Annotated in this window: 16 protein-coding genes; all 16 read right to left on the reverse strand. The window is 42.9% G+C overall.

Features of this window, described 5'->3' with window-relative positions; translation table 11 throughout:
- Window positions 1-20 precede the first annotated feature (20 nt).
- The 16 genes from LC065_RS15220 to LC065_RS15295 all read right to left on the reverse strand — a co-directional run bounded on the left by LC065_RS15220 (window position 21) and on the right by LC065_RS15295 (window position 17,496).
- Window positions 21-1,259 carry a competence/damage-inducible protein A gene (locus tag LC065_RS15220; protein WP_226589505.1) on the reverse strand — a complete coding sequence of 413 codons (1,239 nt, stop codon included), beginning with the start codon at window positions 1,257-1,259 and terminating at the stop codon, window positions 21-23.
- Window positions 1,256-1,834 (reverse strand): CDP-diacylglycerol--glycerol-3-phosphate 3-phosphatidyltransferase, encoded by a 579-nt coding sequence (gene pgsA / locus LC065_RS15225; RefSeq protein ID WP_226589502.1) that lies wholly within the window; start codon window positions 1,832-1,834, stop codon window positions 1,256-1,258. Before pgsA ends, LC065_RS15220 begins: the two co-directional genes overlap by 4 nt.
- A gap of 118 nt (window positions 1,835-1,952) precedes the next feature.
- Entirely contained in the window at window positions 1,953-2,870 is a 918-nt protein-coding gene (locus LC065_RS15230) for a helix-turn-helix domain-containing protein (protein ID WP_306163536.1), read from the reverse strand.
- Between the two features lie 18 nt (window positions 2,871-2,888).
- Window positions 2,889-3,680: a DUF3388 domain-containing protein gene (locus tag LC065_RS15235; RefSeq protein ID WP_146816339.1), complete on the reverse strand. Its 792-nt coding sequence runs from the start codon at window positions 3,678-3,680 to the stop codon at window positions 2,889-2,891.
- Window positions 3,681-3,872: 192 nt separating this feature from the next.
- The gene (locus LC065_RS15240) at window positions 3,873-4,133 is read right to left on the reverse strand and encodes a DUF3243 domain-containing protein (protein ID WP_306163537.1); all 261 of its coding nucleotides are present in this window, start codon (window positions 4,131-4,133) and stop codon (window positions 3,873-3,875) included.
- A gap of 67 nt (window positions 4,134-4,200) precedes the next feature.
- Window positions 4,201-4,956: an elongation factor P 5-aminopentanone reductase gene (gene ymfI / locus LC065_RS15245; RefSeq protein ID WP_306163538.1), complete on the reverse strand. Its 756-nt coding sequence runs from the start codon at window positions 4,954-4,956 to the stop codon at window positions 4,201-4,203.
- Complete coding sequence (gene yfmH / locus LC065_RS15250) at window positions 4,913-6,205, reverse strand: EF-P 5-aminopentanol modification-associated protein YfmH (protein ID WP_226589495.1); 1,293 nt, start codon at window positions 6,203-6,205, stop codon at window positions 4,913-4,915. Before yfmH ends, ymfI begins: the two co-directional genes overlap by 44 nt.
- On the reverse strand, window positions 6,205-7,491 hold the full coding sequence (gene yfmF / locus LC065_RS15255) for an EF-P 5-aminopentanol modification-associated protein YfmF (RefSeq protein WP_306163539.1): 1,287 nt from the start codon (window positions 7,489-7,491) through the stop codon (window positions 6,205-6,207). Before yfmF ends, yfmH begins: the two co-directional genes overlap by 1 nt.
- Window positions 7,492-7,631: 140 nt before the next feature.
- Window positions 7,632-8,591, reverse strand: coding sequence for an ABC transporter permease (locus LC065_RS15260; protein WP_226589492.1), 960 nt, complete (start codon window positions 8,589-8,591; stop codon window positions 7,632-7,634).
- A complete protein-coding gene (locus tag LC065_RS15265; RefSeq protein ID WP_226589490.1) occupies window positions 8,592-9,638 on the reverse strand; it encodes an ABC transporter permease in 1,047 nt (348 codons plus the stop codon).
- Window positions 9,638-11,164, reverse strand: a complete 1,527-nt coding sequence (locus tag LC065_RS15270; RefSeq protein WP_226589488.1) for an ABC transporter ATP-binding protein — start codon at window positions 11,162-11,164, stop codon at window positions 9,638-9,640. The genes LC065_RS15265 and LC065_RS15270 overlap by 1 nt, the downstream gene beginning before the upstream one ends.
- Before the next feature lie 128 nt (window positions 11,165-11,292).
- Entirely contained in the window at window positions 11,293-12,414 is a 1,122-nt protein-coding gene (locus tag LC065_RS15275) for a BMP family lipoprotein (RefSeq protein WP_306163540.1), read from the reverse strand.
- Between the two features lie 112 nt (window positions 12,415-12,526).
- Window positions 12,527-13,252: a GntR family transcriptional regulator gene (locus tag LC065_RS15280; RefSeq protein ID WP_220583204.1), complete on the reverse strand. Its 726-nt coding sequence runs from the start codon at window positions 13,250-13,252 to the stop codon at window positions 12,527-12,529.
- An 886-nt stretch (window positions 13,253-14,138) separates the two neighbouring features.
- On the reverse strand, window positions 14,139-16,445 hold the full coding sequence (locus tag LC065_RS15285; protein WP_306163541.1) for a DNA translocase FtsK: 2,307 nt from the start codon (window positions 16,443-16,445) through the stop codon (window positions 14,139-14,141).
- A gap of 128 nt (window positions 16,446-16,573) precedes the next feature.
- On the reverse strand, window positions 16,574-16,780 hold the full coding sequence (locus LC065_RS15290; RefSeq protein ID WP_220583206.1) for a YlzJ-like family protein: 207 nt from the start codon (window positions 16,778-16,780) through the stop codon (window positions 16,574-16,576).
- Complete coding sequence (locus tag LC065_RS15295; RefSeq protein ID WP_226589483.1) at window positions 16,777-17,496, reverse strand: ClpP family protease; 720 nt, start codon at window positions 17,494-17,496, stop codon at window positions 16,777-16,779. The genes LC065_RS15290 and LC065_RS15295 overlap by 4 nt, the downstream gene beginning before the upstream one ends.
- Between the last annotated feature and the right edge of the window lie 68 nt (window positions 17,497-17,564).

Raw genomic sequence — 17,564 nt, forward strand, 5'->3', positions numbered from 1 at the left:
CACCTTTTCAGCAATGAAAATCATTTTTTTAATCGATGGAAAATTAATTCGTACGCCCTTTTCACAGCTCTCACTCTCACTTGTTCCCGTCCTCCGTCGAAGTGAAATTTATGGACTTCGGGCTTTCTCTCTCCTATTTGAAGCCCGATAAAGACGGTACCTGGTTCATGTCCCTCGCTGGCATCCGGACCAGCCACACCTGTGAAACTGACAACCACATCGACGTCTAAGTTCGCTTGGGCATTTAAAGCCATCATCTCCGCACACTCTTGGCTGATGGTCCCATATTTCTTTATTAGAAATTTAGGTACCTGAAGGATTCTTTCTTTCATCTCCGGAGTATAGACAGTATATCCACCTTGACAGACGGCTGAAGCACCGGGAAGCGCGATGAGCCGCTCTAAAAATCTTCCGCCGGTGAAGCTCTCTGCTGAACCGATTTTTAATCCTTTTTCTTTTAGGAGATCTCTGACCTTTTCTTCAATAGTAATCGCATCACTGCCATAATAATACTTTCCGACATGGTCAAGAATCTCGTTTTTAAGCGTATGAATTTTCTCCTTCGCCTGTTCTGTTGATTCCCCGGTAGCTGTCAACCTTAAACCCACTTCACCTTCAGAAGCGAGTGGTGCAATAGTAGGATTGGTTTGAGTACGAATCAAGGATTGGAGCTTAGTTTCTAAATCAGACTCTCCGATCCCGATAAAACGCATCATTTCTGAAACGATTTGGGATTCAATGTGGTAATTATTCTGTAAATAAGGAATGATATACTCATCCATTATATACTTCATTTCTCTAGGGACTCCTGGGAGGAAGACCCACAAGGTATCCTCATGTTTCACCAGTTGACCAGGCGCCATCCCTTCTAAATTTTGAAAGACAGAGGAACTCTCGAACACTCGTGCCTGTTTACGGTTGTTTTCTGACATAAATTTTTGATTTCTTTGATAATAGCTCTTGATCTTTTCCATAGAATCTTCATGTTCGACCAGTTCCTCATCAAAAACGAGTTGAGCGGCATCCAGGGTTAAGTCATCTTCGGTAGGGCCAAGTCCGCCAGTGACAATTACAAGATCAGCCCTGGTTTCCGCCAATGCAAAAGAATCTGTCACCCTTTTCAAATTATCTCCGACAACGGTGTGATGATAAACAGAATGTCCGAGAGTCGCAAGCCGACTTGAAATCCACTGAGCATTTGTATTCGCAATTTGACCTAAGAGTAATTCTGTACCGACACCTATAATTTCTGCTCTCATTTAGAATCCCTCATTACATGCCAATTTTTTTTGAAGTAATCATAACCAGAGTACACGGTAATAATCAGCGCCAAGTATAGTGCTATCATTCCCAAAGGGAACCCGATGAAGGCGAATGGCCAATTATGCAAAAGCAGGAGGGAAATAGCGATGATTTGGATCCATGTCTTCAGTTTTCCCATTTGGCTTGCTGCAAGGACACTGCCTTCCCCTGCGGCTACTAGTCGAAGTCCCGTCACTGCGAATTCACGGCTGATGATCAAAATGACAATCCATGCAGGGGCCAGGCCTATTTCTACGAGTAAGATAAGCGCAGCACTGACTAAGAGCTTGTCAGCGAGGGGATCGAGAAACTTCCCTAAGTTGGTGACAAGGTTATATTTCCTTGCAATATACCCATCGATCCAGTCCGTCGTAGAAGCTAAGATAAACAAGAGGGCACCTGCTAAATGGGCGACGGGTAATTCGCGGTCTTCCATTTGGAAGGTCCCCCATTCAAATGGAACACTCATGAGGATGATAAAAATGGGAATAAGGAAAATTCTTGATAATGTGATTTTATTCGGTAAGTTCATAAAGCTCACTCTCCTAACAGTCATTTCAATACATGAAAGGCTGCCCGTCCACTAAGAGTGGCTTTACACTCTTACGATGAACCGCTGGGGCAGCCTGGTCATGATTATATTTAGTTTCTTACTTGAATTGCAACAATAATTTCTGTGTGGAAACTTCCGGGTTAGGGTAAGAAACTTCCTTTTCGCCAATCGTAACGGTAGTCCCCGGTGCATTCCCGGTCTTAATGTACAATTCATCTTTGTCTCCTAAATCAAGGGAGATCGGTGAATCTTCAGCGGTGTATTCCTTCGCTGTCACAAGGTCTTCACCATTTTTAGGAGCTCTCACTTCCATGTAGGCTCTCCCTGTCAACTCAATGGTAACGGAACGTTCAGTTGTGCCGCTTACATCATAAGTATGATCAGGGAAAGACCCTGTCCCTTCCTGAACCAGTTGAATGGCTACCTCTTCTTCACCTTCCGAAGGTGTTTCCTCTTCTTCTGTCGCTGGTTCGTCTTCGGATGCTGGTTCTTCAGATTCACTTCCATCTTCATTACCTTCCGCATCGTCCTGGTCGCTGGAAGTTTCACTTTCAGAATTCTCAGGCACGCTGATTTCATTGTTGGAACCATTGTCCGTTGCTGTATTGCCATCCTCTGCCCCGCTCATATTCTGCCATACGAGCCATACAACAAATATTAATCCAATAATTAATCCAACAGTTAAAATCGTCGGCAGAACTCTAGAAGATGGGCCGCTTTTCTGGGTCGCTTCCTTTTTAGTCCTTTGGACACGGCTGTACTGTACCGTGCTCTCCTCATCAAAGGTCGGAAGCTCCCCTTTATGTTCTTCCATGACTACTTCAGGGTCTAACCCGACTGCAGAGGCATATTCTCTGATAAATGCACGGGTGTAGAATTTTCCAGGCAGTACTTGAAACTCATTCTTTTCAATCGCCTGAAGGTAGCGTTTTTGTATTTTTGTCGTCTCTTGCAACGATTCTAAAGAAAGGCCTTTCGATTCTCGGGCTTCCCTTAGTCTTTCTCCAATCTCCATGTTAACACCATCCAATTTCTAAAAATCGAACATGGAAAAACCTTCATTCATAGACATCTCTTGTTTTTCCACAGGTTCATAAGTAATCTCTTCATCTTCGTTATTCCGAAGTTCGATAATATAATCAAAGTCATCCATTGTATATTCCGTTTCCTGAACAAAAATGTCTGGATGTTCAATGACTTTCGTTGCAGGAAGTCTCATGATCTCACGTACAAGCTGCCAGTGCTTTTCATTCGCTCGTTTAGCGGACACAATCCCATCAATGATGTAAAGGTTGTCTTCACTGTATTCTTCATCGATCAACTGGTTTCGCACCGTCTGCTTTAAAAGCGTACTGGAGACAAACAACCACCTTTTGTTTGCACAAACACTTGCTGCTACAACAGACTCTGTTTTTCCTACTCGGGGCATCCCGCGGATCCCAATCAGTTTATGTCCATCCTTCATAAAGAGCTCGGCCATAAAATCAACAAGTAATCCCAAGTCCTCCCGATTAAAACGGAATGTTTTACGATCATCCACATCGCTATGTATATAACGTCCATGTCTTACGGCTAAACGGTCTCTCAATTTTGGCCGGCGCAGTTTTGTCACTTTTATTGTATCCATTGTATTTAAAATCGATCTCAAACGAGTGATTTGTTCTTCATCTTTACATAAAAGCAGCATTCCTCGGTGTGAATTTTCTACACCGTTGATGGTGACGATGTTGATCGCCATCATTCCGAGCAATGAGGAGATGTCCCCAAGCAATCCTGGGCGGTTATATTGGATTTCATATTCTAAGTACCATTCTTTTTTTTCCATAATACAACTCCTCTGAAAAATTGTCGTTATTTGTCAAAGTCGAGTGATTTATGGAATTTTTCACTCTCTATCTATCATAAAGGATTTTTTCTAAATAGGAAAGGTTGGATGCTACATAAACATACAAAAATTGAAAAAGCTTGGTTAAATCAGAAAAATCCGCACAGACGTCTGTGCGGATTGATGACGAGGTTAAGCTTGGTTTCCTTCATTTTGGACCAGCTTCACCATCATATTGGCAATGGCGTGTTGTTCTTTTTCATCTGCTACATTCCAAAGATCACGCAAGACAGCTTCATGGTCGTTCTTCGCATCAACGGAGTTTGCTAAATAACCACCAATTTCATAAGCAAGCTCAGAAACCGCTCCTTCTTGCATACCTTGACCTTTCGCCTGATGTAAGCGATCACCCAAGAAATCTTTCCATGAATCGAAATTATTGAGAACAGACATGATGTAACCTCCTCTGAATTTTTTCATGCTTAGTATGAGAAGGAAACACGGATCTTATGCAACAGAATTAAGACCAACCACCGTCCACTTGAATCACTTGGCCCGTTATGTAACTTGATTTGTCACTCAATAAAAAACCGGCCGTATGAGCGACTTCTTCAGGCGAGCCGGACCGTCCTATAGGAATATCATCCTCTAGGAAGTCCAGTTCTTCATGGTTGAGATGGGCATTCATCTTTGTAGCAATCAAGCCAGGGGCAATACTGTTAACTCTAATTCCACTTGGTGCTACTTCTTTCGCCAGTCCTTTGACAAAACTGTTCTGTGCGCCCTTCACAGAACTGTAAACAACCTCCATACTCGCACCTTCAAGTCCGAAAATAGAACTGATGACAATAATGTTGCCATTTTTCTTTTTAATCATGTAAGGGAGCACCTTCCGGGCAATCATCCACAGTGATTTGACGTGAACGAAATACAGTTCGTCCATCTCTTCTGTTTTCATATCTTGAAATAATCCGCTATGCATATGTCCACCCGCAAAGATTACGGCATCCCATTCCCCCTCGATTTGATCTAAAAGGGAATGAATGCCTTCTAATGTGGAAAGATCCGCCCCGTATGCCCCCGCCCATTTAGAAACAGGGATTTGTTTTCTGTTTTCTTCGATGTTTCTTTTATTTTTGTTGTAATGCAGACCAACGGAAAAGCCTTGCTCGACAGCACTTTGAACGAGTGCCTGACCAATCCCACCACTGGCTCCTATAATCAGACACTTCTTATTCATCAGCTTGTGGTTTAATTTGGAAGACGGTGATCGCATCTTCTTTTAACCAGTGTTGCAAATATTCTTCTGCATCATCAGCGGTCAAGGATTCAATAATTGGCAGTACTTCAAATAAGTCTGTACCAAGTGTATGATAGTGCGTAAATTGATTAGCGATAAATTCCAACGAGTTCATTGCTCTCATGAATTGACCGATTTTCTTTCTTTTCATTCTAGTGAAGTCCTCATCGGATATCCTCTGTTCTTTTAACTCATGCAGCATTTCCTTAATACGAGCTGCCATTTCGTCAGGCTTTCTGGAGTCTCCACCAAGAATTGTGAAACCAAACTGGCGGTCAAGTTCTGTTTCAAACTGGAAACTGTCATCAATAAGGTCGTTTTTGTACAGCTCCTCATAGAAAACACCGCTTCTTGAGAAATAATAATCAAGGATCATCCCGGATAAAAGTTCTCCGCGTACCAATTCTTCGCCTGTTAATCCTTCCACATTTTCCTTAACCCCGACCATCGCTTTTGCTGTTGTCACTGGCATGGTGATCGAATGTTCCTTCTTAGCCGCAGAAGTCGGTTCTTCAGGATAGGAACGGTTGATTTCAGGAGCCTCAGGAAATTCTTTTTTGGCTTGATTGTCCCTGATTAATGTCATCATAGACTCAGGATCGATATTTCCAGCAACGAACAAGACCATGTTGGAAGGATGATAAAACGTCTCGTAACAAGTGTAAAGGTCATCTTTGGTGATCTTTTGTATACTGTCAACTGTCCCAGCGATATCCACCTTCACAGGATGGTCGTGATATAAACTTTGGATAGTTCCGAAGAAAGAACGCCAATCAGGCTGATCATCGTACATACGGATTTCCTGTGCGATGATCCCTTTTTCTTTTTCCACAGACTCCTCTGAGAAATAAGGGTCTTGCACAAAATCAAGTAGTGTCTGGACGTTCTTATCAATTTGACTCGTTGCAGAAAACAAATACGCCGTCTTTGTAAACGATGTAAAAGCGTTGGCGGATGCACCGAGTCTTGTGAAGTCCTGGAACACATCGCGATCTTCTTTTTCAAACAACTTATGCTCAAGAAAATGAGCAATTCCTTCAGGTACTGTCACCTTTTCACTTTTCCCTATCGGTGTAAACGTTTGGTCAATGGATCCGTAGTTCGTCGTAAAGATCCCATATGTTTTGGCCATTTCGGGCTTTGAAAGTAAAAACACTTTCAACCCATTATCTAATGTTTCCTGATATACCGTTTCGTTCAGCTGAGTATAGACCAGTTCTTCCATTAAGATTCCCCTCCTTCTTTACTCGTCAAAAAGTAAATCGTGTCCAATTCGATCTTTTTAGCCATTTGTACCACTTGTTCTTTCGTAACTTTTCGAATATTATCGATCAATTCATTCGCAGGCATTTCCGCACCTGATAACATTTGATGATAAAGGACTTCGATCATTCCGTTTGCATTATCCATTGTTTCCAGGAGTTGGTGAATGACCTGTTCTTTGGTCTCTTCGACTTGTTCCTCAGTGAAATCCCCGTTCTTCATTGCGTCCATCTGTTCTAAAATGATTGATTTCGCCTGATCAAAATCCTTAGGATCCACCCCACTGAAGACAAGCAGAAGACCTTTATGACTCTCAAACCTTGAAGCGGCATAATAAGCTAAGCTGTGCTTCTCACGAACGTTCATAAACAACTTGGAACTAGGGAAGCCTCCAAATATTCCATTGAATATTTGCAAGGCGTAATAATCGTCATCACCGAACTTCGTATATGTCCGGTAACCTAGATGGAGCTTACCCTGGTTGACTTCTTCCCTTTCGACAACTTCTCTCGATTCTTTCACTTCTTTCGTGACAGATACCTGGTCGTCATCCGCGTTTGTGCTTCCTTTTCTTGAAAAATACTGATCTGTCAGCTTTTCAATCGCTTTTTGATCCATATCACCAATCACATACACGTCCAACATATCGTTTGCGATCATGTCTTTATAATAAGCGTAGAGCTTTTCAGATGTAATAGTTTTGAGGTCTTCCAGGTAACCATGCACATGTAAAGCATAAGGTTCGTCTTTGCACATGTGATCCATGAGTCTCATATTGGCATAACTCATTTTGTCATCTTTGATGCTGGTTATTTTTTGCTCAAGGGTCTGTTTTTCACGATCGACGATAGAGGAATCGAAACCTTCCCCTTCTGTCTTCGGATCGAAGAGCACCTCATTAAATAATTGGACCGCTTCTTCAAGAATCGGTTCCTGATCATTCAAGTATGCTTCATTAACAACTTCCATGCGGAAACTAATGACATGGTTTTCTCCCTTTTTGGATCCATCACTTGAAAGAGCGGTGCCATATAGGTTTTCAAAAGCAGACTGAAGTGATCGTACATTCGGGTGATTGTTCGTAGCTTTTTGGAGAACATGTGGCAATAGCGCACGCTCTGTTATCCCTTCTCTTTTTAAAGGGGCTTTGAATTTTGCAACAATCGTAATGGTTTTGTATTTTTTGCTTGGTAAAATATGTAGACGATACCCTTCTTTTTCGAGTAACGTTTCTTTAGTAATTTTCATATTCATCCTCCTTATCAGTCTCTTCTATTATAGACCTACATGTCCATATTCATCCATTCTAACTAAGTCTCATGCTAAGGTATATGTGTGAAAAAGTAAAAAAATTAAGTCCGGCACATGTGTACCGGACTTAAAAGTAATCAGCGGTTGCCTTTCACATAAGCTTCTCCTAATGACTTTGGTGCTTCCGCTCTTCCGATAAATCCAGCCAGAGCAAGGATTGTCAATACGTAAGGAGCGATGAGCATAAAGACTGAAGGAACATTTTCCAAAAGGGCAATGTCTGATGAAACAATACTTAAACTTTGAGCAAATCCGAAGAAAATAGCTGCGCCGAGCGCGCCAAGGGGGTGCCATTTCCCAAAGATGACCGCTGCCAGTGCAATAAACCCTTGCCCCACGATTGTACCGTGTGAGAAGTTATGGCTTACTGTCAAGGCATACACTGCGCCACCAAGACCACCAAAGGCACCAGAGAGCATCACGCCGATGTATCTCATCTTGTAGACGTTGATTCCGTTTGTATCTGCAGCCATTGGATGCTCACCTACAGAGCGTAAACGGAGCCCAAAAGGTGTTTTAAAGATAATGAACCACACAAGGAATGCTAGGGCAATCGCTAAGTATGAAGTCCAGTACCAACCGGTGAAAAACATGTCTCCAAGTATAGGGATCTTATTAAGTAGAGGAACATTAGAAGAATAGATCGGACTTTCAATGAAATCCGTCTGTCCTTTATCATACCACTGTTTAGTAAGGAACAACCCAATACCTAAAGCAAGGAAGTTTATAGCCACCCCACTCACGACTTGATCCGCCCTGAAAGTAATCGAAGCGACCGCGTGAACGAGTGCAAATATAGCGGAAACCACCATAGCGACAAGCAGGGATATGACCGGTGTTGCTGCACCAAAAACACTATAGAAAGTCAAGTTTGAAACAATGGCTACGAAAGCACCCATGATCATTAAGCCTTCTAGACCAATATTGATGACCCCGGATCTTTCACTGAACACTCCTCCTAAAGCGGTGAAAATAAGAGGGGTGGCAAAGACAACAGATGCACCGAGAATACGGCTGATCAATTCAATAATCTCCATTTATTTCCCCTCCTTTTTAAACCGAAGAATGACCCAGCGGATCATGTAGCTTGAAGCTACGAAGAATATGATCAAAGCAATAATAATTTCTACAAGCTCTGTCGGCACACCGGCAGCTGTCGGCATATTCAAAGCTCCGATCTTCAGGATACCGAAAAGGAAGGCCGCAAGAATGACACCGAAAGCCGTGTTTGCACCTAGAAGAGCGACGGCAATTCCGTCAAATCCAATATTCGTAAATCCAGATTTAATCGACATGAAGCCGAAAGTACCTAGACCTTCCATCGCTCCTGCAAGTCCTGCAAAAGCACCGGAAATGACCATCGCCAGGATGATATTTTTACTGACATTCATCCCCGCATATTTAGATGCGTGCTGGTTGAACCCTACAGCCCTCAATTCAAATCCAGTCGTTGTACGGTTTATAATGAACCACATAACAAGTGCCATCAGTAAAGCGACAATAAAACCATAGTGAATTCTTGAGTAAAATGTCATTTCTGCAAGCCAGTTCGATTGTAAAGATGCCGTTGCTGCAACTTTTTCTGTTCGATCCGCACCGTCACTCAATAGATTACGGACGATGGAGTTACTTAAATACAGGGCAATATAGTTCATCATGATTGTAACAATAACTTCATGGACGCCTAACTTTGCTTTCAGAAGACCTGGGATAAAGCCCCAGAAAGCACCTGCAATAGCCGCCGCTAGTATGGCCAGAGGCAAATGAAGGATCATTGGCAGTTCAAAAGAAATACCAATCCAAACCGAAGCGAGCCAACCCATAAATACCTGGCCTTCCACTCCAATGTTCAACAGTCCTGACCGTAGAGCAAATGCAACCGCAAGTCCCGAGAGAATGTAAGGGGTTACCTGTCTGATCGTCTCTCCGAAGAAGTAAGCATCACCAAAAGCACCATTCCATAATGCCGCAAAGCCTGCAATGGGATTATAACCGAAGATCAACATGATGATGGCACCAGAAATCAGACCGAGCAATACAGAAATGATCGGCACTAATATATTGAATAGTCGATTGGAAAACATCATTGCTCACCTGCTTTCTGTGTTGAATTACCAGCCATCAGCAACCCGAGCTTTTGCTCATTTGTTTCTTCCGGTTGGACATCAGCAATGATCTGTCCGTCAAACATGACGGCAATCCGATCACTCAAGTTCATGATTTCATCGAGTTCAAATGACAGAAGGAGAACGGCACGACCTTTGTCTCGCTCTTCAATTAATTTTTTATGGATAAATTCAATGGCTCCAACATCCAAACCCCGTGTGGGTTGAGCAGCTATAATCAAATCCGGGGACCTGTCCACTTCCCGACCAATGATCGCTTTTTGCTGATTCCCTCCTGAAAGGGCCCTGGCCGGTGTGTAAGCATCCGGTGTGCGGACATCGTATTCGGCAATTAAATTTTTTGCTTTTTGGTAAATGTTCTTAAAGTTCATGACACCTTTTTTCGAATAAGGTTTTTGATGATAACTTTGCAGCACCATATTCTCACCAATGGGAAAATCGAGTACAAGACCGAATTTATGACGGTCCTGCGGGATATGAGAGACACCGGACTGCGTTACTTTACGAGGCGTTAAATTGGTAATTTCCTTACCATGGAGGCGGATGGTTCCGGATTCACTTCTTCTTAAGCCTGTTATCGCTTCAATCAACTCAGATTGCCCATTTCCATCTACACCTGCGATCCCAACAATCTCACCTGCACGCACTTCCAAATTCAGCCCCTTTACCATCTCGACACCACGGACGTCCTTCACGCGTAAATCTTTTATAGAAAGATAGGTTTCCTTAGGTTCAGCTTTTGTTTTCTCAGTAGAAAAGTTGACATCACGACCCACCATCAAAGAAGCAAGCTCTGTAGGGTTGGTTTCAGAGACATCTACAGTCCCGATTCCCTGTCCTTTACGTATGACCGTGCACCGGTCACAGACCTCCATAATCTCCTTCAACTTGTGGGTAATAAGGATGATGGATTTCCCTTCTTTAACGAGGCTTTGCATAATATCAATCAGCTCTTTGATTTCCTGAGGAGTAAGAACCGCTGTAGGCTCGTCAAAAATAAGGATTTCCGCTCCTCTATAAAGCGTTTTCAATATTTCTACACGCTGCTGCATCCCTACGGATATATCACGTATTTTCGCTTTTGGATCGACATTTAGACCGTATCTTTCTGAAAGCTCTCTCACCTGGTCTTCTGCATGTTTCAAGTTCACCGTTCCTGCTTTTTTCGGTTCGCTTCCTAAAACAATGTTTTCAGTGACTGTAAATGTATCAACAAGCATAAAGTGCTGGTGAACCATCCCAATCCCTTGTGCGTTTGCTACGTTAGGGTCTGTGATGTTGACTTTCTCTCCACGCACTCTGATTTCTCCTCTTTCCGGCTGATAGAGGCCGAACAGAACGTTCATCAGTGTAGATTTACCCGCTCCGTTCTCCCCAAGAAGAGCGTGGATTTCACCTTTCTTCACTTGCAAATTAATATTGTCATTCGCTACAATACCCGGAAACTCTTTTCTAATGTTCAACATTTCAATTACATAGTCCATTCGTCTCTCTCCCTCCCCCGTTCACCTTAAAAAATCACCAAAGGAAAAGGGCCGGAACAATCTTTTCATTTGATGACTTTCATTGACAGAAGAAAAGGCCGGCTCTCACCAGCCCTTTCTGACAGTTGTTACATTGAATCTAAGAATGTTTGAAGATCTTCACGTGTGCTTGGCACTTCAACTTCGCCGTTGACGATTTTCTCTTTCCACTCTTCAACAGCAGAAACGATTTCTTCTGTCATCGCTTCCTCGTTCGTGCGAGCAATGCTGATCGCATCATCAGCAAGACCAAACTCAAGAACTTCCCCTCCAGGGAACTCTCCGTTCATTGCTTGATTTGCCACTTCTTGAACAGCTATGTCTACACGTTTAACCATAGAAGTAAGTGTGACGTTGGAGTCACCGATTTGACCTTCTTCGTGTTGGTCACGGTCGACACCAATGACCCATACCTCTTCATCAGGATTACTGTTCTTGATGTCTTTCGCTTGAGCGAATACACCGTTACCTGTACCACCGGAAGCATGGTAAATGACATCAATATCTTTGGAGTACATGTTGGATGCGATGGCTTGTCCCTTTTGGGAATCGTTAAAGCTCTCTGCATATTCTACTTCAACTTCAATCTCAGGGTTTACAGATTTAACACCTGCAACGAATCCTGCTTCGAACTTGTTAATCAAGCTTCCATCTACCCCACCAATAAAGCCGACTTTATCTGTGTTCGTCTTGTTAGCTGCAGCTACTCCTGCAAGGAATGAACCCTGGTGTTCTTTAAACACGATACTCGCTACGTTATCTCCTTCTTGGACGGAGTCAACAAGAGCGAAGTTCGTATCTGGATATTGCTGAGAAACTTCAGCGATTGCCGGTTGAAGAAGGTATCCGATTCCATAAATCAAATCATAGTCCTGACGTACAAGACGGTTCAGGTTTGTTGCGTAATCGGCATCACTCTCAGATTGAGCGTAATCGATTCCCTCACCTTTGCTCATTCCATTTTCTTCACCAAAAGCCTGTAAGCCTTCCCAAGCAGATTGGTTGAATGACTTATCATCAACCCCACCCACATCTGTAACCATAGCTACAGAGATATCGCTGTTTTCTTCTCCAGAAGATTCTTCACTGCCAGAGTCATCACTGCTGCTTCCACTGGTTTCTTCCTCTCCTCCAGAAGAACCACAAGCTGCTAAAAACACACCAAAAGTTAATAAAAATACTAGAACCATAAGAAAACGACTTTTCAACAAAACGATTACCCCCTAATTGTTTAGTATGAAATGAATCAAAATCCAGCAGAATTCAAGTATTTATGACCAGCCTCACCTCCCTAAAATGAATCTGTCACACTTTTGTAAGCCCTTACACTCTTTTTCTTAGCACGTGGAAGCTGAACTTGTCAGCCCTGAAGTAATTGGAGGAAAGTAACATCGGTACATCATCCTGAGAGTAATGCATTTGTCTCAAAAGTAAGAGAGCCTGGTCAGGCTCACAATTCAGAATCGGAGAAATCCTTTCATGAAAGCCGATCGGTTCAATATGGGTGACCGCATAACCGATGGTTTTCCCTGTATAGCGCTCTAAAACATTAAATAATGAATCCGCTTCTCTAATTTGATCAATTGGGAGTAAACCTTCTGGAATTTTATCTGTACAATAAACCACTGGCTGCTCGTCGGCTGTTCTGACACGTTCGACTTTCGCAATACTATGTACTTCCAGTGGAGAGAATCGTTTCCGGTCTTCTTCTGTGGGCTCGATAAGCTCTGCAGACAGGTACTGAGACCCCGGGGTCATACCTGATTTCGCAATCATGCCTGTCACACTATCTAATTCTTCAATTCCTGATGTAAACAGAGGTTTTGGATTAACAAAAGTACCCACCCCATGCCTTCGAGTAACCACCCCTTCTTCTTCTAAAATTCTCAATGCTTCCCTCAGCGTCGCCCTGGATACCCCAAGGGACTTGGAAAGTTGGAATTCGGATGGTAGCTTTTGCTTTTCTAAAAAGATACCGTTTTCAATATCTCGTTTAATCTGCTCGATCACCTGTAAATATAGATGTCGAGTGTCTTGTCTGATGGACATCACTTTCACCCCAAGTCTATTGAACTATCGTCTAGAGATCTGACCTCTGACGTTCGACACATCACATTTTGACAATAATATAACACTATTCGATAAATAAATAAATAGAATTAGGACATTTTTATGAATTTTGACTCATTTCCATGTAAACGTTTGATAGATTTAGATCAGCATTCCATGAATGTAAAATATCTACATTTACAATAGAATAGCTCCCTTTTCTTGAAGACTCAGTTTCGAGATGCTTTCGGGTTTCGTTTGCCATAATGGGATTTAGGGGTGGATGTGAGAAAGGGACACCTTTACCAAGTTGGATTGTTTTCAGCTATCCCGATTGGAAGAGCATAAAACGCTCTGTATCAAGCTTTCAGGATTCTAATACCTGAGCAAAGGAGTTTTATTCTAATACTCCCATCAAACTAAATAGCTAATTTTTCGGAGAGTGGTTTCGTGACACTGGTATAGAAAAGGGGCGGAGGGAAATGGCGAGACTCCTACCTTAAGTGTGGAGGAGCCTCGATCAGCGGCGTATGGACTGGACTGAGCTGACGGAGATAAAGGAAACACGAAGAACGGAGTGATTCGATGTTGACTTATCATACAGAAGCGAAGGAAGTTTCACTAGCCGCTAGGCGCCGGAAACGGATATCGAAGAGGAAAAAAGTGCAGGGTGAGACCCCACAGGACGCAGTCCGAGGAGGCTCACCGCGCTCCCGCGGAAAGCGAGCTATTCCCCGAAGCCCCCATCCACTCAACAAAAGTCTCGAAACTGTATCATCAACAATCCTGCCAGTTTGTTTAATAAGTATATAAGAAAGCTTCGATTATGTCTTTATTGAAACACACAAAAAAGGATCCACCTAATTAGGTTGGATCCTTTTAAAATTTATGAAGTATGTTGTTCTTCTGCTTGCTGTGAAACAAGGACAGCACGTGGTTTACTACCTTCATAAGGTCCGACGATACCGTTGTCTTCCATGGCATCGATCAACCGGGCTGCTCTCGTATATCCGACGCGGAAGCGTCTTTGTATCATAGAAACACTGGCACTTTGCATTTCAATAACCATTTGGACCGCTTCAGGATAGAGGTCATCATCCACTTCCTGCTTCACTTCACTTTCCTCTTCAGGGATCATTTCTTCTTGGTACTGCGCTTTTTGCTGCTCCACACAGAAATTGACGATTCTCTCCACTTCCTCATCGGATAAGAAAGCGCCTTGTACCCTTGTCGGCTTGTTGGAGCCAACTGGTGTAAACAGCATATCCCCTCTTCCCAAAAGCTTTTCTGCTCCTCCAGAGTCCAAGATCGTTCTTGAATCGGTCTGTGAGGATACACTAAAAGCAATTCTTGATGGAATGTTTGCCTTGATGACTCCTGTGATGACATCTACAGAAGGACGCTGAGTAGCGATGATCAAATGGATGCCTGCTGCGCGGGCCATTTGTGCAAGGCGGGTGATGGCATCTTCCACTTCATTGGAAGCGACCATCATTAAGTCTGCAAGTTCATCTACAAGGACAACAATGTATGGAAGCTGTGGCTGTTCATCTTCATTTTCATGGTTATGCTTTTTGATATATTCATTGTAGCTTTCGATATTTCTTGTTCCTGTATCTGAAAAGAGATCGTATCTTCGTTCCATTTCAGATACGACTTTCTTCAATGCGCGTGAAGCTTTCTTAGGATCTGTGACAACCGGAGCTAAAAGGTGTGGAATACCGTTATAGACATTCAATTCAACCTTCTTCGGATCAATCATCATCATTTTCACTTCATGTGGCTTTGCTCTCATCAGAATACTCGTAATGATGCCGTTAATACAAACACTTTTACCACTTCCGGTCGCACCTGCGACAAGCAAGTGAGGCATTTTATTTAATTCTGACATAACTGCCTCACCAGAAATGTCTCTCCCCAGAGCAAAGCTTAATTTGGCATCTGGTTTTGATTTGCCCGTTTCCAACACTTCACGTAATGAGACCATGGACACTTCCTGGTTCGGTACTTCGATTCCGACCGCTGACTTTCCTGGAATAGGCGCTTCAATCCGGATATCCTTCGCCGCCAGTGCTAAGGCAAGGTCATCATTCAAGTTCACGATTTTACTGACTTTCACCCCTACATCTGGGTACACTTCGTACTTCGTTACCGACGGACCGACATGGACTTTTGTGACTTTCGCTTTCACACCAAAACTTTGGAAAGTCTTTTCAAGCTTCCTCACGGTCGCCTGGATGTGAGAACGCCCCTGACTTTGCGGAGTGGAAGTAGGTTCGTCCAATAACTCCAGGCTCGGTAACTGGTAATCCATGTTTTCAAGCTCAGCTGTTGGCATCGATTTTTCAATATTTACTTCATCGACATCCTGTTGCTCCTCCGTGCCACTTTCTTTCGGCTTATCCGTTTCCGTTTTCTCAGAAGCATAAGCAGTATCAGTAAAGTCTTGTATGATCGGCTCTTGGTTCTGCTCTTCTACCTGATCATTAGACGTATCATTTAATTCATAAACCACTGTTTCTTCTTCCTGCTCTTCTAATGCCTGCTTTTTCTTTTCTGCTTTTTGCTCTTTCTGATCCTTCATCTTTTGCACTTGTTCTGAGCTCATTTCTTTTACTTTTCGGCCAAGCTTAGCAAAGAGCTCACCTATGGATTTTTCACTGACGAAAATCACACCGATAATAAATAGGAAAAAAGACAAAATAGCTGCTCCAGCTTTCGCGAAAAGGTAATAACTGATGGAAAGAAGGATCGCACCCGTTAACCCTCCGCCAATGCTGTAAAACGGAAGTTCTCCCCTCATCATTCCTGTAATTCTATCCCAGGTCATGGCGAAAATCGAACCTTCGCCAGTCCCAAGCTCAGCAGAAAGTGTTTCAAGATGTGTGAACAAAAGTAAAGCCGTAACTATGGTGTACACGCCTAATAGGCGTTTATGTAAAAAAACAGGCCACTTTCTTTTTACCATTAAATACACACCAACAATTAGAAAGAACAAGGAGGCGATAAAGTACCATACACCAAACAAGAACTGCCAGAACCTTTCCAAACCTCCTGGAACCGCTCCATCACTGATAGCAGAAGCCCCGCTTCCAATGACAGCAATAAAGAGGAAGAATAGCCCTATAAGTTCAAACCTCAAATGGCTTTTCATATTTGATTGCTTTTTCTTCTTTTTTCTTTTCCTAGCCATGGTCTTTCCTCCCCATATGTAAAACTAAAACGAGAAAAATGCCGATGGTTCCTTCAATATTCATGAAGAAATACAGCACCGGCATCCAGTCACTCATTTATTCTATTATACCATAGCCATCTACAATGTTACGAGTCCAACCATTGTCCTGGTTGAAGATCTGGATCCATGTAATGGGAAGGGTCTGTCGACAGAACTTGCATAATCTGCTTTTTTCCATCAGCAGATTTACGACACATTAACGGACAATTGTTATGTTCATGATACACGACCGACATTTCTTCTTCCATTGGAAAAATGTCATGTTCACTTAAGGGTGTGTATAGAATGGTCATTGAACCACCTGCTGCTCAGAACCTTTACTCTGCTCTATGAGCTCGTTCAATTTTAACATGGCTTCTTTCACTCCGCCAACAGCATCAATTAGACCATGATCCACGGCTTGCTGACCGACCACATTCGTACCAATATCACGGGTGAGATTCCCTTTATCAAACATGAGCTCTTTGAATTTATCTTCGGCTACATTGGAATGCTTCGTTACAAAGCTGATGACACGATCCTGCATTTTATCCATGTATTCAAACGTCTGGGGGACACCGATGACAAGCCCCGTCATACGGATCGGATGAATCGTCATTGTCGCCGTTTCGACAATAAACGAATAGTCCGCAGAGACAGCAATAGGAACACCGATGGAGTGTCCACCTCCTAATACGATGGATACAGTCGGTTTGGAAAGGGAAGAAATCATTTCAGAGATCGCAAGCCCAGCCTCAACGTCTCCCCCAACTGTATTTAACAGGACGACCAAGCCTTCAATTTTAGGGTTTTGTTCAATCGCAATCAATTGAGGTATTAAATGCTCATACTTCGTTGTCTTATTTTGTGATGGCAACTGAACATGTCCTTCCACCTGCCCGATAATCGGCAGCACATGGATATTGGAATCAGCCGGCTGTGGGACATTGCTTTGCCCTAGTTGCTGAATTTTGTCAACGAGAGAGGATTGCGATTTGGATTGATCTTTTTCTTTGGAATCATCTTTCATGGATCGATCTCCTTTCGCTCTTTTCCCGTAGTATGACTCAAACGGTGTGAAACATACTTTCAACATGA

Source organism: Halobacillus litoralis, assembly GCF_020524085.2.
Lineage (GTDB): Bacteria > Bacillota > Bacilli > Bacillales > Halobacillaceae > Halobacillus > Halobacillus litoralis_E.

Excerpts from the sequence above, each read along its gene's own strand:
- LC065_RS15220 (WP_226589505.1), bottom strand. The coding sequence starts at position 1,259 with ATGAGAGCAGAAATTATAGGTGTCGGTACAGAATTACTCTTAGGTCAA.
- LC065_RS15295 (WP_226589483.1), bottom strand. The coding sequence starts at position 17,496 with ATGAAAGATGATTCCAAAGAAAAAGATCAATCCAAATCGCAATCCTCT.
- yfmF (WP_306163539.1), bottom strand. The coding sequence starts at position 7,491 with ATGAAAATTACTAAAGAAACGTTACTCGAAAAAGAAGGGTATCGTCTA.
- LC065_RS15280 (WP_220583204.1), bottom strand. The coding sequence starts at position 13,252 with ATGTCCATCAGACAAGACACTCGACATCTATATTTACAGGTGATCGAG.
- yfmH (WP_226589495.1), bottom strand. The coding sequence starts at position 6,205 with ATGGAAGAACTGGTCTATACTCAGCTGAACGAAACGGTATATCAGGAA.
- LC065_RS15285 (WP_306163541.1), bottom strand. The coding sequence starts at position 16,445 with ATGGCTAGGAAAAGAAAAAAGAAGAAAAAGCAATCAAATATGAAAAGC.
- LC065_RS15290 (WP_220583206.1), bottom strand. The coding sequence starts at position 16,780 with ATGACCATTCTATACACACCCTTAAGTGAACATGACATTTTTCCAATG.
- LC065_RS15230 (WP_306163536.1), bottom strand. The coding sequence starts at position 2,870 with ATGGAGATTGGAGAAAGACTAAGGGAAGCCCGAGAATCGAAAGGCCTT.
- LC065_RS15260 (WP_226589492.1), bottom strand. The coding sequence starts at position 8,591 with ATGGAGATTATTGAATTGATCAGCCGTATTCTCGGTGCATCTGTTGTC.
- pgsA (WP_226589502.1), bottom strand. The coding sequence starts at position 1,834 with ATGAACTTACCGAATAAAATCACATTATCAAGAATTTTCCTTATTCCC.
- LC065_RS15240 (WP_306163537.1), bottom strand. The coding sequence starts at position 4,133 with ATGTCTGTTCTCAATAATTTCGATTCATGGAAAGATTTCTTGGGTGAT.
- LC065_RS15265 (WP_226589490.1), bottom strand. The coding sequence starts at position 9,638 with ATGTTTTCCAATCGACTATTCAATATATTAGTGCCGATCATTTCTGTA.
- ymfI (WP_306163538.1), bottom strand. The coding sequence starts at position 4,956 with ATGCGATCACCGTCTTCCAAATTAAACCACAAGCTGATGAATAAGAAG.
- LC065_RS15270 (WP_226589488.1), bottom strand. The coding sequence starts at position 11,164 with ATGGACTATGTAATTGAAATGTTGAACATTAGAAAAGAGTTTCCGGGT.
- LC065_RS15235 (WP_146816339.1), bottom strand. The coding sequence starts at position 3,680 with ATGGAAAAAAAAGAATGGTACTTAGAATATGAAATCCAATATAACCGC.